Origin of the sequence: Micromonospora rifamycinica (genome assembly GCF_900090265.1) — a bacterium.
Taxonomy (GTDB): Bacteria; Actinomycetota; Actinomycetes; order Mycobacteriales; family Micromonosporaceae; genus Micromonospora; species Micromonospora rifamycinica.
Genome location: NZ_LT607752.1, coordinates 163,721 through 178,320, shown reverse-complemented (window position 1 = coordinate 178,320; position 14,600 = coordinate 163,721). Strand labels below are relative to the sequence as shown.

General features: G+C 71.8%; 11 protein-coding genes. 5 read left to right on the top strand and 6 right to left on the bottom strand.

What is annotated here, in order from left to right:
- Positions 1–51 precede the first annotated feature (51 nt).
- Positions 52–1,644, top strand: coding sequence for a bifunctional 3-(3-hydroxy-phenyl)propionate/3-hydroxycinnamic acid hydroxylase MhpA (gene mhpA / locus GA0070623_RS00510; RefSeq protein WP_067307210.1), 1,593 nt, complete (start codon positions 52–54; stop codon positions 1,642–1,644).
- A 107-nt stretch (positions 1,645–1,751) separates the two neighbouring features.
- Here mhpA and GA0070623_RS00505 read toward each other — a convergent pair whose 3' ends face one another.
- The gene (locus GA0070623_RS00505) at positions 1,752–3,110 is read right to left on the bottom strand and encodes an NDP-hexose 2,3-dehydratase family protein (protein WP_089004235.1); all 1,359 of its coding nucleotides are present in this window, start codon (positions 3,108–3,110) and stop codon (positions 1,752–1,754) included.
- A gap of 492 nt (positions 3,111–3,602) precedes the next feature.
- Between GA0070623_RS00505 and GA0070623_RS00500 the strand changes: the two genes are divergently transcribed.
- Positions 3,603–4,622: a Gfo/Idh/MocA family protein gene (locus tag GA0070623_RS00500; protein ID WP_067307217.1), complete on the top strand. Its 1,020-nt coding sequence runs from the start codon at positions 3,603–3,605 to the stop codon at positions 4,620–4,622.
- Positions 4,623–4,784: 162 nt separating this feature from the next.
- Complete coding sequence (locus GA0070623_RS00495; protein WP_067307221.1) at positions 4,785–6,104, top strand: aminotransferase class III-fold pyridoxal phosphate-dependent enzyme; 1,320 nt, start codon at positions 4,785–4,787, stop codon at positions 6,102–6,104.
- Positions 6,105–6,248: 144 nt separating this feature from the next.
- On the opposite strand, the gene GA0070623_RS00490 is transcribed toward GA0070623_RS00495, so the two are convergent.
- The 3 genes from GA0070623_RS00490 to GA0070623_RS00480 form a co-directional block, all read right to left on the bottom strand.
- Positions 6,249–6,881, bottom strand: coding sequence for a dTDP-4-dehydrorhamnose 3,5-epimerase family protein (locus GA0070623_RS00490; protein ID WP_067307281.1), 633 nt, complete (start codon positions 6,879–6,881; stop codon positions 6,249–6,251).
- Positions 6,882–6,963: 82 nt separating this feature from the next.
- Positions 6,964–8,190 (bottom strand): phthiocerol/phthiodiolone dimycocerosyl transferase family protein, encoded by a 1,227-nt coding sequence (locus tag GA0070623_RS00485; RefSeq protein WP_067307225.1) that lies wholly within the window; start codon positions 8,188–8,190, stop codon positions 6,964–6,966.
- A 139-nt stretch (positions 8,191–8,329) separates the two neighbouring features.
- On the bottom strand, positions 8,330–9,400 hold the full coding sequence (locus tag GA0070623_RS00480; protein WP_067307229.1) for a glycosyltransferase: 1,071 nt from the start codon (positions 9,398–9,400) through the stop codon (positions 8,330–8,332).
- A gap of 421 nt (positions 9,401–9,821) precedes the next feature.
- Between GA0070623_RS00480 and rfbH the strand changes: the two genes are divergently transcribed.
- Positions 9,822–11,129, top strand: a complete 1,308-nt coding sequence (gene rfbH / locus GA0070623_RS00475) for a lipopolysaccharide biosynthesis protein RfbH (RefSeq protein ID WP_067307233.1) — start codon at positions 9,822–9,824, stop codon at positions 11,127–11,129.
- Between the two features lie 125 nt (positions 11,130–11,254).
- On the opposite strand, the gene GA0070623_RS00470 is transcribed toward rfbH, so the two are convergent.
- Together GA0070623_RS00470 and GA0070623_RS00465 are read right to left on the bottom strand one after the other, a co-directional pair.
- Positions 11,255–11,449 (bottom strand): ferredoxin, encoded by a 195-nt coding sequence (locus GA0070623_RS00470; RefSeq protein ID WP_067307236.1) that lies wholly within the window; start codon positions 11,447–11,449, stop codon positions 11,255–11,257.
- Positions 11,446–12,696: a cytochrome P450 gene (locus tag GA0070623_RS00465; RefSeq protein ID WP_084261269.1), complete on the bottom strand. Its 1,251-nt coding sequence runs from the start codon at positions 12,694–12,696 to the stop codon at positions 11,446–11,448. Before GA0070623_RS00465 ends, GA0070623_RS00470 begins: the two co-directional genes overlap by 4 nt.
- Positions 12,697–13,132: 436 nt before the next feature.
- Between GA0070623_RS00465 and GA0070623_RS00460 the strand changes: the two genes are divergently transcribed.
- A complete protein-coding gene (locus GA0070623_RS00460; protein ID WP_067307243.1) occupies positions 13,133–14,398 on the top strand; it encodes a cytochrome P450 family protein in 1,266 nt (421 codons plus the stop codon).
- Positions 14,399–14,600 lie beyond the last annotated feature (202 nt).

The following is a 14,600-nucleotide window of genomic DNA, read 5'->3' as shown; positions in this document are numbered from 1 at the left end:
GACCGTGCGTCTCCCCCGACCATGCGTACAGCGCCGACCTGTGAGGTTTCCTTGACCGACGCGGATGTCGTCATCGTGGGCAACGGTCCGATCGGCGCCGCCCTGTCGGTGCTGCTGGCGCAGCGCGGCTGGCGGGTGACAGTGCTCGAACGCCGACCCCGACCGTACCGGCTCCCCCGGGCCACCAGCTTCGACGGCGAGACCGCCCGGCTGCTCGCCGGCACCGGGATCGGCCCGGAACTCGGCCGGATCACGGCGCCGGCCAGCGGCTACCAGTGGCGCACCGCCACCGGCGAGACGCTGCTGGACATCGTGTTCACCACGTCCGGCCCGTACGGCTGGCCGGATGCGAACACCATGCACCAGCCCGCACTCGAGGAACTCGTCGCCGCCCGGGTGGCGTCGCTGCCCGGCGTGACGGTGCTGCGGGGACACGAGGTCGTGGGCATCACCGACGGCGACCGGCAGGTGCAGGTCCGCACCACCGACGACGACGGGGCGACCCGGGTGCTCTCCGCCCGCTGGGTGGTGGGCTGCGACGGCGCCAACAGCTTCGTCCGCCACCATCTCGACGTCGCCGTCACCGACCTGGGCTTCTCGTACGAGTGGCTGCTCTGCGACGTCCAGCTCCGCGAGCCCCGCGAGTTCGTCCCCACCAACGTGCAGATCTGCGATCCGGCCCGGCCCACCACCCAGGTGGGCAGCGGCCCCGGGCGACGGCGCTGGGAGTTCATGCGGCTGCCCGGTGAGAGCGCGGCCGAGCTGAACGAGACCGAGACTGCCTGGCGGCTGCTGGCGCCGTACGGCGTCGACCCCGGCAACGCCGACCTGCTGCGGAGCACCACGTACATCTTCCAGGCCCGGTGGGCCGAGCAGTGGCGGGTGGGTCACGTCCTGCTGGCCGGCGACGCGGCCCACCTGATGCCGCCCTTCGCCGGGCAGGGCATGTGCTCCGGCATCCGGGACGTGGTCAACCTGGCCTGGAAGCTCGACCTGGTCCTCCGGGGGGTGGCGGCCGAGTCCCTGCTGGACAGTTACACCGAGGAGCGTCGTACGCAGGTCAGGGACGCGATCCTGGCGTCGGTCCAGCTGGGCCGGGTGATCTGCGTGACCGACCCGGCGGCCGCCGCCGAGCGGGACGCCACCGTGCTGGCGAACCGTCGTGGCCGCCCGGCGGGCCGACCGGAACCCGCGAAGCCCCTCACCGCCGGACTGCTGCACCGGCGGCCCGGAGCGGACGGGACCGAGCCACCGGCGGGCGCGGTCGTGCCGCAGGGACGGGTCACGCACGGCGACACCACCGGCCTGTTCGACGACGTGGTCGGCCGGGGCTTCGTGCTGCTGGCCACCGCGGATCCCCGGGCCGCGCTCGACGGGGACCGGCTGGCCTTCCTCGCCGGACTCGACACCCACCTGGTCCGGCTGCTGTCCCCCGGCCCCGCACCACGGGACGGGGTGGTGGACGTGGACGACGTCTACCGGCCCTACCTGGCCGGCTTCGGGGCGTCGTACCTGCTGGTCCGGCCCGACTACCACGTCTTCGGGGCGGCGAAGGACCCGGCCGGCGTCCGGGCACTGGTGGACGACCTGCGCCACCAGCTGTCCGCGACCGCGCCGGCCGGTGTGCCGCTGCGCACCGGCTGACCCGCCGCACTGGCCGCCCCCGACCGAACGGAGCCCGGCCGAGCCGCCGACACGACGGTGCCGGTCACCCGGCGTCGGCGGCGGTCACCCGGCGTCGGCGGCGGCGTTCACAGCCGCTGCGCGAGACAGCGCATGCTCGCCATCAGGCTGCGCAGCTCCACCGTCAGGTAGTTGCTGTGCGGCAGCAGCGAGGTGAGCTGGTGCAGCGTGACCCACAGGTACCGGTCGTCGGGCTCGTCCAGGTCGGGCTCGACCTCGATCACCAGGTAACGGTTCTGCGCGTGGTAGAAGCGGCCACCCTCCTCGGAGTGCAGCACGTCCAGCCGGACCCGGGAGGTGGGCGCGGTGAGCACGTAGTCCAGGTAGTGGGGGCGGTGCTCCGCCGGCACGTCGGCGTAGTTGCCCGGCTGGCAGTGCACGGTGGCGGTCAGCTCGGCGACGTTGAGCATGCCGGCGTCGCTGCGCGCCTGGACCAGCGCGTGCAGCGTACCGCCGATCCGCTTGACCAACAGGGCGAGCAGGCCGGCCTGCTTGGGCGCCACCAGCGGCTGGGTCCACGCGGCGACCTCGCGGTTGCTCGCCTGCACGGCCACCGCCACGACGTCGAAGTACTTGCCGTCGCGGTGGTCGATGACGTCGCTGCCCAGCCGCCAGCCGTCCTCGGTGACCTGCCTCAGGGAGACCCGCCGTTGCACCAGCTCCTGCCGGGACCGCAGCTCGGTCAGCCAGCTGAGGATCCGCCCCGAGTCGTGCACGGCGCTGCCGTGGTCGGACAACGAACGCAGGAACGCGCGGGTGAACGGGTCGTCGCCGGCCTCCTGACCCTGCGGCCCGGTCAACGCGGGCGGGATGCAGGCCAGGACGGTCCGGGAATCCATGTTGATCATGTGGTCCAGGAGCAGCAGGCGGCGGATCTGGCCGAGGGTGAGCCAGCAGAAGTTCTCGTCCAGCGGGACGTCGTCCTCGGTCTCGACGACGATGTTGCGGTTGCGCTTGTGCAGGAACCAGGACCCCTGCTCGGACTGCAACCCGTCGAAGAGCACCCGACCCCGGGACTCCGGCCGGAAGTACTCCAGGTACTTCGTGTCCGCGCCGCCGTGGACCTTCATGTAGTTGCTGCGGGTGGCCTGCACGGTCGGCGAGAGCTGCAGCCCGTTGATGTTGCCCGGCTCCATCTTCGCCTGCATGAGGCAGTGCAGGACGCCGTCGAAGCGCTTGACGAGGATGCCGAGCACCCCGATCTCCGGCTGCACGATGATCGGCTGCGACCACTCGCCCATCCAGGGCCGGTTGGTCCGGACCCGCAGCCCCTCGATCGAGAAGAACCGCCCGCTCGCGTGGACGAGGTTGCCGGTGTCCGGATCGAAGTCCCACCCGGACAGCTCCGCGAACGGGATCCGGTCCACCTGGAAGGTGTTCGCCCGGGTACGCGCGTTGAACCAGGAGTGGAAGTCCGCCATGGACATGACCGCGTCCTCCGCCGAGGCGGTGGCCCGCTCGACCCGCTCCGCCTCCAGGACCGCCTGCCTCGCACCAGAGCTGTCAATCACCGGTTCCCCCTGAGGTCGTGCCCGTACGCCGGGGTCAGCCGACCCGGAACCGGCGACTGGCGGTGAGGCCCACCCCACGACGGGTCCGGCCTGTCCTCAGGTACCGGGCGCGGCGGGCCGACGGGGTGCGCGCATGGCTGTGCACGACGCTAGGACAGACGTGACCGGCGGGGCATCCCTCGGTCTGATGGCGCCGCCGTGGTCGCGCCCCGCGCCGGCTATCAGACCGGGGGATGCCCGCGGTGGCACGGCGGCCCTACTCTCCCAGAGGACCGCGCCGGGAGGACGACCCGTAGCCCGCCGCGCCGGTCCGGTGCCGGGCGTCCCGCGACGGCCCGGCGGACCGTCGGGGTCGACGGCCCGCCGCGAGCGCTGCCGACCTGCCGCACCACCGGGGAAGGAGAGCTGGTGACGCCCGTACGGATCGGGATCATGGGGTGCGCGAGCATCGCCCGTCGCCGGGTGCTGCCCGCCATGGCCGCCCTTCCCGCCGTCGAGATCACGGCGATCGCCAGCCGGGATCCGGGCCGGGCGGCCGAGCTGGCCCGGAGCTACGGCTGTCGGGCGGTCGCCGGCTACCGGTCGCTGCTGGACCTCGACGAGGTCGAGGCCGTCTACGTCCCGTTGCCCAACGCCCTGCACGCCCCCTGGATCGAGGCCGCCCTGTCCACCGGCCGGCACGTGCTCGCCGAGAAGCCGCTGACCACCAGCGCGGCCCGCACCGGTGAGCTGCTCGCCCTGGCCCGGGCCCGGCGGCTGGTGCTGATGGAGAACATGATGTTCCTCCACCACAGCCAGCACGCGGTGGTCCGGCAGTACGTCGCCGACGGGGCGATCGGCTCGCTGCGGTCCTTCCACGCCGCGTTCGGGGTGCCGAGGCGTCCCGCCGACGACGTCCGCCACCAGCCCGAACTCGGCGGTGGCGCGCTGCTGGACACCGGGGTCTATCCGGTACGCGCGGCCCTGTCCTTCCTGGGCGACCGCCGACTCGACGTCCTCTCGGCGGTGCTGACCTCGCGCCACGGCCAGCTCGTCGACTCCTGCGGGCAGGCGCTGCTGGACACCGACGACGGGGTGGGGGCACAGCTCGCCTTCGGCCTCGACAACCTCTACCGCTCCAGTTACCAGCTCTGGGGCAGCGAGGGGCGGATCGTCGTCGAGCACGCCTACAGTCCGCCCGCCGACCACGTCCCGGTGCTGCGCCTGGAGCGGCACTCCGGGGTACGGGAGTTCCGCCTGGAGCCCGACGACCAGGTGACCAACGCGGTGCGCGCGTTCGCCACGGCCGTCCGGTCCGGGCAGCTTCCCGACGACCGCGACGTGTTGCGCCAGGCGGTCCTCGTCGAGGAGATCGGCACCCGGGCGAGACGCCACGTCGACCACACCCCCGACCCGGCGGCCACCGGCCCGCTGGAGAGGTCGTCATGAGCCGCCGCTGACCACGGCGGACCGGGACGACGCCGGCACCGTCCCGGGTGGCCCGTACCGCAACAGCTCTGTCCCGATCGCGGGGCCGGCCCGCACCGACACGGCAGGAGTAATGCATGCAGCTGGTCAGCGTCCGTGACAGTGTGGTCGAGGTGGGGAACGATGAGTGACACTGCGCACGCGCCGCAGCTGCTGGCCGCGCGGTTGCAGATCCCCCCCATCTCGTACAGCCATGCCGCTGGATCCTGGATCTTCGCCTCGAACGGGGAGCGTTACCTCGACGCGTCCAGTGGGATCATCAACGTCAACATCGGCCACGCCCATCCCACGGTGGTCGAGGCGATGCGGGACCAGGTGGGCATCTGCACGTACGCCAGCCCGGGGTCGCTGTTGGCCAGCGGCATGGAGCAGCTGGCGGTCGCCACGGCGCGGGCGGTGCACCGGCCCCACGACCGCGTCATGTTCACCCCCACCGGCACCCACGCGTCGGAGTCCGCCATCGCGCTGGCCAGGCTGGCCCAACGGTCGCGGGGTGAGAAGAACCGCCACAAGGTGCTGACCGCGTCGCTCGGCTACCACGGCAACAGCGCGTTCGTGCTCGCGTTGTCCGGTCACCGTTCCCGGCGACCGCACGAGGACGACAGCTTCGGCATCGGGCCGGCGTTCGACCCGCCGTACCCCGGACAGCACCTCGGCTGCCCGTTCCCGACCTGCCGGACCGAGTGCGTACGGGCCGTGCGCGACGCCATCGTCGACGCCGGCCCGGACACCGTCGCGGCGGTGCTGTTGGAACCCGTCAACGGCACGACCGGGGGCGGCTACACCCCGCCGCCGGGATACCTGCGGGCGCTCCGCGAGGTCTGCGACGAGTACGGCGTCCTGCTCATCCACGACGAGGTGCTCACCGGGCTGGGGCGTACCGGGCTCCCCCTGGCCTCGCACCACGCGCAGCAGGCGGAGCAGGCGCAGGCGGACATCGTCACCCTGTCCAAGGGGCTCGGGGCGGGCTTCGTCCCGCTCGCCGCCACGATGATCTCGCCGGACCTGGCCGAGAGCATCCTGTCCAGCGGCGCGTGGCTGCCGCTGATGGGCACGATGTCGGCGACGCCGCTGCAGGCCCGGGTCGGGCTCGCGGTGCTGTCGGTGCTCGACGAGATCGGCGCCCTCGACCGCGACCAGGTCCGCGGCGCGGCCGTGACCCGGATCGTGACCGAGGTGACGCGGGATCTGCCGGTGGTGACCGACGTCCGGGGGGTCGGCTTCTTCCACGGCATCGAGTTGGCCCGGGGCACCGTCGGCGAGGCCCTGCGGATCACCCGGAGCAACGGGCTGTTGCTGTACCCGTTCGTCGGGTACCGCCGCGACGGCAGCGGCGAGGGTCTGCTGGTGGCACCGCCGCTGAACGCCACCGAGGCCGACCTGGACCACCTCGGCCGGGCGCTGCGGACGTCGCTGGTGCGCCTCAACGAGACCGTGGGCTGACCGCTCGGGTCGACGCACCGTGGCGGGTGGCCCTCCGGCCACCCGCCACGGCGTCGGGTCCACGGTCGGCTGGACGACGGAACGTGCCGCACCCCGACCGACCGGCCCGGGTGCAGGTCACGACCCGACCGGCCGGGACGCAGGTCACGACCCGACGGGCAGTCCGGGGACGGGGGCGGCGTGGATGCGGGCCTTGCGCAGCGCCAGGCACGCGTCGTAGCTCGGCAACAGGCCCTGTTCGACGGACTCCCGCAGCGAGGGGGCCGCGGCGTCCCGGTCGGACAGCACCGGCGGGCCGGGCAGCCGCAGCGGCAGACCGATCTCGGGATCCAGCGGGTGCACCGTGACCACCTCCTGCGGCCGGTACAGCTCGGAGAGGTGGTACTGGACGCAGGTGTCGTCGTCGAGCGCGACGAAGGCGTGCCCGAGCCCCTCCTCCACGTAGACCGAGGTGGACCCGCGCCCGTCCAGGACGATCATGTCCCAGGTACCGAAGGTGGGTGAGCCGGTCCTCAGGTCGACGACGAAGTCGAGCATCGAGCCCCGGACGCAGGTGACGAACTTCGCCAGGCCCGGGGGGACGGACGCCCCGTGCACGCCGCGCAGCACGTTGCGGTGGGAGACCGAGTAGTTGGTCTGGACGAGCTTCGGCGGGTACCCGAGCACCTCGGCCAGCACGTCCTCGCGGTACGCCTCGAAGAACACCCCCCGGTCGTCGACGAACGACCGGGAGGAGATCAGGAAGGCACCGTCGATGTCCAGCGGACGCACCGTCATGCTGCGGTTGGTCAGGCCCGGTGACGTCATCGCCGACCGCCCCGCCCGCGGGGACGGCGGGCACCGGTGGACGCGGTGGCCCTCATCGCCGCGACGTCAATCGGCTCAGCTGCTCCCGCAGGACGTCGAGACGCTTCGGCAGTTCCGCGTCCCCCTCCGGCCAGAGCAGGTCGACGCCGACACGGCCGTCGAAGGTGTGCACGACGTATCCTCCCAGACCCGAGGGATCCCTGATGTGGGACGTGGCGCGGAAGTCCGTCAGGCGCAGCCCGTCCGGGGTGCGTAGCGACGGCACCCGACCCCAGTTCATCATGCTGACCACGACGGGCGCGGCGCTCGGATCCCACGGCTTCGCCGCTGGCGCGGACCGGCTGAACATGTCCAGCAGGCTGCGCTGGACCGACCCGTCGGCCAGCTCCGACCGGAGCCGTTCGCCGATCGCCCGGCCGAGCGTCACCGCGTCGGGCGCGATGTCGTCGGTGGCGCCGAAGCCGGCCCCGCCCAGCACGTTCGTGCCCTCGGTGGCCCCGACCGCCGGGGTGAGGTGCCGGCGCAGGTTGACCGTGAACCGGTACACCAGCTCGGTCAGGGGCAGACCGCGCAGCTCCGCCTCGGCCAGCAGCAGGGCACCGGCCAGCAGCCCGTTGAGCGTCACGTGCTCCCGGTGGCCGAGCTCCGCCAGCGCGGTGGTCTGCGCGGCCGTCAGGCGGTGCCGGGCGCCGTTGCGGGCGAAGACGCTCCGCTCGGCGTCGGTCAACGGCGCGGCCATCGGCATCGGCCGGGGCAGGGGGCCGTCGACCGGCACGGTCGGACCGATGCCGCGCTCCGCGAGCAGGTCCTCCAGTGGCCGGGGGTACGGCTGGCGGGGCAGCGCGACCGGCACCCCCCGGACCACGTCGGTGTAGCTGGACCAGATCTCGGTGAGCAGGGCGACGGCGTGGTCGGCGTCGGCGATGCTGTGGTGGGTCAGCAGGCAGACGCTCGCCACGTCACCGTCGCGGACGACGTGCAGCGCGCTCAGCGTCCGGCGCTGGTCCACCGTCACCCCCGCCAGCGGCCGGTCGACGTCCCCGGCACCGGTGCGCAGCTCCGGCCGGCTGTCGGACGCCACGAAGACCGGCCCGTCGTCGCCGTCGGCGAGCCGTGCGGACAGCTGGGGATAGGCGCGGCACACCGCCGCGAAGGCGGTGGCCAGCGCGTCGAGGTCCAGCCGGCCCTCGGCGCGCACGGTGTACCCGATGTGGGCCTCCCGGGCGGCGTGGACCTGCTCGCTGGGTGCCAGTGCGCGCCATGTTCCCGCTGGTGTCACGAATCGGCCTCCAGTCAGCGCGCAGGATCGGGTGACCCGCGACTCAAGCCTGATCAGGTTCGTCCCCGGGCGCGGCCCGGGACCGTCCCCGCCACCGGGGTGGTCGGACGGTCCCGGCGGCCCGGTCGGTGGGCCGGGCTCAGGCGGAGCTTCCGGCGGACGCCTCGTGGACCAGCCACTCGACCCGGCGGACCACCTCGGACGGCAACGGCAGGGCGGCGATCTCGCGGGCGAGCCCGCGGGCCGCCGCGGCGTAGCCCGGATTGGCGACGATCTCCTGGCAGGTCTTCGCGATGACGTCGCTGGTGGCCTCCTCCGGCGTGAGCACGAGCCCCGCGCCGGCCTCGACGATGCGCCGGGCCATCTCGTTCGCCCGGAACAGGTTGGGGTCCGGGATCAGCACCTGGGGCACCCCGCAGCTCAGCGCCGTCATCATGGTGCTGCCACCGGACTGGTGCACGAGCACGTCGCAGGTGGGCGCCACGACGTCCAGCGGCACCCAGCCGGCCCGGACGTTCTTGAGCCGCTCCTGCAGCACGGGCAGGGCGTCGTCGGCCACCGGCACCACCACTTCGGCGTCCAGGGCACTGACGTTCTCGACGATGCCCTGGAGGAAGTCGTACTGGTTGTAGGTCGCCACCCCGGTGCCGATGGTCACCCCGATGCGGGTGTCCGCGCCGCGGGTGTACATCCACGGCTCCAGGCAGCGTTGCGTGTTGCCCGGAATCCACCGCATCATCTGCACCGCCTGGGCGATCGGCGGGCGCAGGCTCGGTGGCGTGATGTCGATCATCAGATCCGGCTCGGGCAGCGCGTCCAGGCCCAGCTCGGCCAGCTCGGCCTGGAGCTCCTCCGTCGCGCCGAGGTCCAGCAACCGCGGGTCGTGGATGTCCCACGCGTGGCGCACGTAGGGCACTCCGAGCCGCTTGGCCAGCAGCGGCGCGGCATAGGAGGCCATCCCGCCGATGATGACGTCCGGCCGCCAGTCGTCGGTGAACGCCACCAGGGCGTCCAGGGTGGACGCCTCGATGCGCGCGTACCAGTGGCCCGACTGCTGCTCCCGCTCGATCGGGTCCTCCGGGACGCGCAGCAGCCGCTTGTCCCGGGCGATGATCTCGCGCGGGGACACCCCGGGGTCGGTGACCCGCACGGCGGAGAGCCCTACCCCGGCGATGGTCGGCACCAGATCATCGAGCGAGGCGGTCATCATGACCTGGTGTCCCGCGTTATGCAGGGCCGTCCCGAGCGGGACGTGACTGAATATCGTGGACGGGGCGATCCCGGCGAGAATTAGGACCCGCAAGTTGTCCTCCAAGCGGTCATGGATCTGGCAGCGGCGCCGAACCCGGCGCGGGTGTCACTCGCCCGCGGACCGGCTCTTGCCGGATCAGGCTTGCCGACGACGCGGGCCGGGTCCATCACCAAAGTGGATAGTAGCAATCGACTATTGAAAATGGATCTACCACGGTGAGGGATGCCGGGCCGGACCGGCGCTCCTAGTCTCTTCCGGAGAGATTCCGAAAGGTACGACGGCTCTGCCGTGCGCCGGGATCGGGTGGACGCCTGGCCGCCGCTCCGGCTCCGGCGCATGGTCCGGCACACCTCCCACTCTCGACCGTAGGGGATACGACATGGTCGACCCAGCCCGATCGCACCTGCTGGAACTGGTCCGTGACTATCACGACGCCCAGACCCCGGACGCTGCGCCGTTCATCCCGGGGCAGACCCCGATCCTGTCCTCCGGGGCGGTGCTGGACGCCGACGACCGCGAGGCCCTGGTGGCCGCCGCGCTCGACATGCGGATCGCCTCCGGTCAGATCACGGCGAAGTTCGAGTCGTCCCTCGCCCGGACGCTCAAGCGGCGCAAGGCGGTGCTGACGAACTCCGGCTCGTCGGCGAACCTGCTCGCGCTGAGCACGCTGACCTCGCCGGAGCTGGGCGACCAGCGGCTCAAGCCGGGCGACGAGGTGATCACCGTCGCCGCCGGCTTCCCGACCACGGTGAACCCGATCCTGCAGAACGGCCTCGTGCCGGTGTTCGTCGACATCGAACTCGGCACCTACAACACCACCGCCGAACTGGTCGAGCAGGCGATCTCCCCCCGCACCCGGGCGATCATGATCGCGCACACGCTGGGCAACCCGTTCCCGGTGGCCGAGATCGCCGAGATCGCCGCCCGGCACGGCTGCCACCTGGTCGAGGACAACTGCGACGCGGTGGGCTCGACCTACCAGGGCAGGCTCACCGGCACGTTCGGCGCGTTCTCCACCATCTCCTTCTACCCCGCCCACCACCTGACCATGGGTGAGGGCGGCATGCTCCTGTCGTCGGACATCAAGCTGGCCAAGCTGGCGAAGTCGTTCCGCGACTGGGGCCGCGACTGCTGGTGCGAGCCGGGCGAGGACGACCGCTGCCTCAAGCGGTTCGACCTCCAGGCCGGTACCCTCCCGGAGGGCTACGACCACAAGTACGTCTTCTCCGAGGTCGGCTACAACCTCAAGAGCACCGACATCCAGGCCGCGCTCGGGCTGAGCCAGCTGGCCAAGCTGCCCGGCTTCATCGAGGCCCGCAAGCGCAACTGGCGTCAGCTACGGGAGGGTCTGGACGGCCTCCCCGGCCTGCTGCTGCCCGAGGCGACGCCGGGCAGCGACCCGAGCTGGTTCGGTTTCATCATCACGGTCCTGCCGGATGCGGGCTTCGACGTTCCGCAGATCGTCGGCCACCTGGAGCGGCACAACATCCGCACCCGGCGGTTGTTCGCCGGCAACCTCACCCGGCACCCCGCCTACATCGGCCGGCCGCAGCGCATCGTCGGTTCGCTGGCCAACAGCGACACGGTGACCGAGCGGACGTTCTGGATCGGCGTCTACCCCGGCATCACCACCGAGATGATCGAGTACGTCATCGGCACGCTCAAGGAGTTCGTCGCCACCCACTGACGGACCCCGCACCGACGCACCGTCCGCTGTCGCGGGCGGTGCGTCGGTCGTGACCGCCCCGCGTCGACGGACGAGCCGCCGGGGTCGTCGGCCCCGGGCGAGCGGGCCGACGACCCCGGCGGGTCTCAACGGTCGAGCTGCAGCGCCCCCGACGGGCAGGAGGTGACCGTCTTGAGCACGGCGTCCTCCTCGCCGGGGTCCGGATCGGCCCGCAGGAGCACCACCGTGCCATCGGTGTCGTCCTGGTCGAACATCCCGGGCACCCGGAGCACGCACAGCCCCGCGCCGACGCAGACGCCGGGGTCGACCCGCACCCTCATCGGGCGTCCCAGCTGACCGGCAGGGCGTGCACCCCGTAGGTGATCATGTTGTTCCGCAGCGGGACCTCCCCCGGCGCCACGGCGAGCCGGACGTCGGGCAGCCGACGCAGCAGCTCGGTGTAGCCGACCGTCATCTCGATCCTGGCCAGCTGCTGGCCGAGGCACTGGTGCACCCCGTGGCCGAACGCCAGGTGCGAACTACGCTCCCGGGCCACGTCCAGGGTGTCCGGCTGCGGCCAGTGCCGCCCGTCCCGGTTCGCCGCCAGCAGGGAGACCACCACCGTCGCACCGGCCGGGATGTGCTCCCCGTTCAGCTCCAGGTCCTCCTTGGCGAACCGGAACAGACCGGTGCTGACGATGGTCAGGAAGCGCAGCAGCTCCTCGACGGCGTCACCGACCCGGGACGGGTCGGCGCGCAGCGCGGCGAGCTGTTCGGGGCGCTGCAGCAGCACGAACATGCCCAGCCCGAGCATGCTCGCGGTGGTGTCGAGGCCGGCGAAGAGCAGAAGGTTGGCGATCCCCACCAGCTCGTCGTCGGTCAGCGCGGGATCCGCACCAGGGTGGTGGGCCAACCCGGAGATCAGGTCGTCGGTGGGGTTCGCCCGCTTGTCCGCCACCAGCCGCTGCATGAACGCGCGCTGGGCCTCGGCGTTCGCGACCGCCTCCTTGACCGGCACGTTCGTCTGCAACAGGTCCGCCGCACGCTGCTGGAACTCCGCCCGGTCCTGGTACCGCACGCCGAGCAGCTCGCAGATCACCAGCGCGGGCACCGGGACCGCGAACGCCGGCACGAGGTCGGCGCTGGTGCCGGCGGCCAGCATCGCGTCCAGCCGTTCGGTGACGATCTCCTCGATCCGGGTGGTCAGGTCGCGCATCCGGCGCACGGTGAACTGGCCGGTGAGCAGCTTGCGGTACCGGGTGTGCTCCGGCGGATCCATGTTGATGAACGATCCGGCCCGGGCCTTGTCGTTGCGGAGCTGCTCCCCCAGCTCCTTGGAGAGGTTCTTGAACCGGGGGTGGTAGCGGAACCGGTCGGCCGAGAAACGCGGGTCCGACAGCACCGCGCGGGCCTCGTCGTACCCGGTCACCATCCAGCACGGATCGCCGCCGGGGAGCGTCGACCTGGCCACCGGGGCCTCGGCGGCCAGCGCCGCCAGACCGGAGGGCAGCAGGAACGGATCGTCGCGTTGGAGGAATTCCCGGGAGAGCGGTGCCTGCAGCGATTCGTCGGCGGGTGGGGATTTCATCGTCTCGGTCGTCACCGCAGTGTCCTCCCAATTGCTTCAGCAGACAGCGAACCGATTACGCCAAGGGTGTCCGTGGTCGACTCGGCAAGGCTCGCGGAGTGCGGCCGGGGGTGCCGGTACCGGTGTCACCAGCCACGTCCGGTAGATCGACAGCGACCCATACTCCACTGTCGAAGCCTAGGCCAGCTCCCACGTCCCGCACATCCCTCGCGCTGATAGCACCGACGGGTCGGATTCGCGGCGGCCGCGCCGGAGGAAGTGTCCCACGGCGCGGAATCCCACCGGCTCGACCACCCCGTCAGCGGCACCGGAACGCCTATCAGGTTGAGGGATGCTCAGCCCGTCGCCGGCTCCCTATCGTTGCCGAAAAGGCGCCGAAACGCGCCCGCCCCACGCCAACGGATCGCTAGCTATTCGACACGAAAGGGAGGGGCTCATGACCACTGCCGAGACGTCGGCCGAGACGGTCGACCTGTTCTCACCAGAAGTGGTCGCCGACCCGTTCGGCTGGTACGCGCGGTTGCGCGAGGAGACTGGCCCGCACACCGGGACGCTGAACATCGGCACCATGATGGGCGGGCCCGAGATGTGGCTCGTCACCCGCTACGACGATGTCCGCCAGGTCCTCACCGACCCGCGGTTCGTCACCAACCCGCCGGCCGACTCGACCATCGCGGACATCCGCGACGGCGTGTTCAAGCGACTGGACTTCCCGCCGGACCTCATCCCGTGGATGGCCAACCTCCTCAACGTCTCCGACGGCGAGGACCACACCCGGCTGCGCAAGCTCGTCTCGTACGCGCTGACCGCCCACCGGATCGGCAAGCTGCGTCCCCGGGTCGAGAAGATCACCGCGGACCTGCTCGACAAGCTGGCCGAGGACAGCAGGGACGGCTCGCCGGTCGACCTCGTCGAGGAGTACTGCTACCCGCTGCCGGTCACCGTCATCTGCGAGCTGGTCGGCATCGACGAGCCCGACCGGCCGCACTGGCGGGCCTGGGGCGACTCGATGGCCACGATGAACGGCGAGCGGATCCCGACCACGCTGCTCAAGTGCATCGAGCTGGCCCGTGAGCTGATCGAGAAGCGGCGGGCCGAGCCGCAGGACGACCTGGTCACCGCGCTGGTCCAGGCGCAGGCCGAGGACCCGACCCGGGTCTCCGACGACGAGATCATCGGCATTCTCTTCAGCCTGGTGACCGCCGGCCACCAGACCACGACGTACCTGATCGGCAACTCGGTCATCATCCTGCTCGAGAACCCCGACCAGCTCGCGCGGTTGAAGGAGAACCCGTCGATGTGGCCGCAGGCGGTGCGCGAGTTGCAGCGCCTGGGTCCGATCCAGTTCGCGCAGCCGCGCTTCCCCGTGGAGGACGTGGAGCTGGGCGGCGTGACGATCCCCCGGGGAGCGCCGGTGGCGCCGCTGCTGCTGGCGGCGAACACCGACCCGCGCAAGTTCCCCGACCCCAACCAGCTGATCATCGACCGGTTGGCCGTCGGCAGCGAGAGCCACCTCGGATTCGGCAAGGGCATCCACCGCTGCCTCGGCCAGCACCTGGCCTACCAGGAGGCGGAGGTGGCGTTGCAGGGGCTGTTCACCCGGTTCCCGGACCTCTCCCTCGCCGTGCCGCGCGAGGAGATCCCGTGGATCCTGCGGCCCGGGTTCACCCGGACCAGGACCCTCCCGCTGAAGCTCGCCTGAGCCTTCCGGGGCCACACCGGCCCTTCCGTCGGTGAGCCGGGCACCGTGCCCGGTCACCGTCGGTCCTGAAGTGACCCGCACCACCGTCGCCTGCCCGCCGCGCTCCCCTGTGGACGCGGCGGCAGGTCGGCTGTATACCTACACCAGGCGACGCAGCTCTGGGCGGTCCGGTCTCCGGACCGCCCAGACCTGCACGGCGTCC

Coding starts and splice junctions, on each gene's coding strand:
- GA0070623_RS00460 (WP_067307243.1), top strand. CDS start 13,133: ATGACCACTGCCGAGACGTCGGCCGAGACGGTCGACCTGTTCTCACCA.
- GA0070623_RS00470 (WP_067307236.1), bottom strand. CDS start 11,449: ATGAGGGTGCGGGTCGACCCCGGCGTCTGCGTCGGCGCGGGGCTGTGC.
- GA0070623_RS00505 (WP_089004235.1), bottom strand. CDS start 3,110: ATGTCCATGGCGGACTTCCACTCCTGGTTCAACGCGCGTACCCGGGCG.
- GA0070623_RS00490 (WP_067307281.1), bottom strand. CDS start 6,881: ATGACGGTGCGTCCGCTGGACATCGACGGTGCCTTCCTGATCTCCTCC.
- GA0070623_RS00465 (WP_084261269.1), bottom strand. CDS start 12,696: ATGAAATCCCCACCCGCCGACGAATCGCTGCAGGCACCGCTCTCCCGG.
- GA0070623_RS00495 (WP_067307221.1), top strand. CDS start 4,785: ATGAGTGACACTGCGCACGCGCCGCAGCTGCTGGCCGCGCGGTTGCAG.
- rfbH (WP_067307233.1), top strand. CDS start 9,822: ATGGTCGACCCAGCCCGATCGCACCTGCTGGAACTGGTCCGTGACTAT.
- GA0070623_RS00480 (WP_067307229.1), bottom strand. CDS start 9,400: ATGATGACCGCCTCGCTCGATGATCTGGTGCCGACCATCGCCGGGGTA.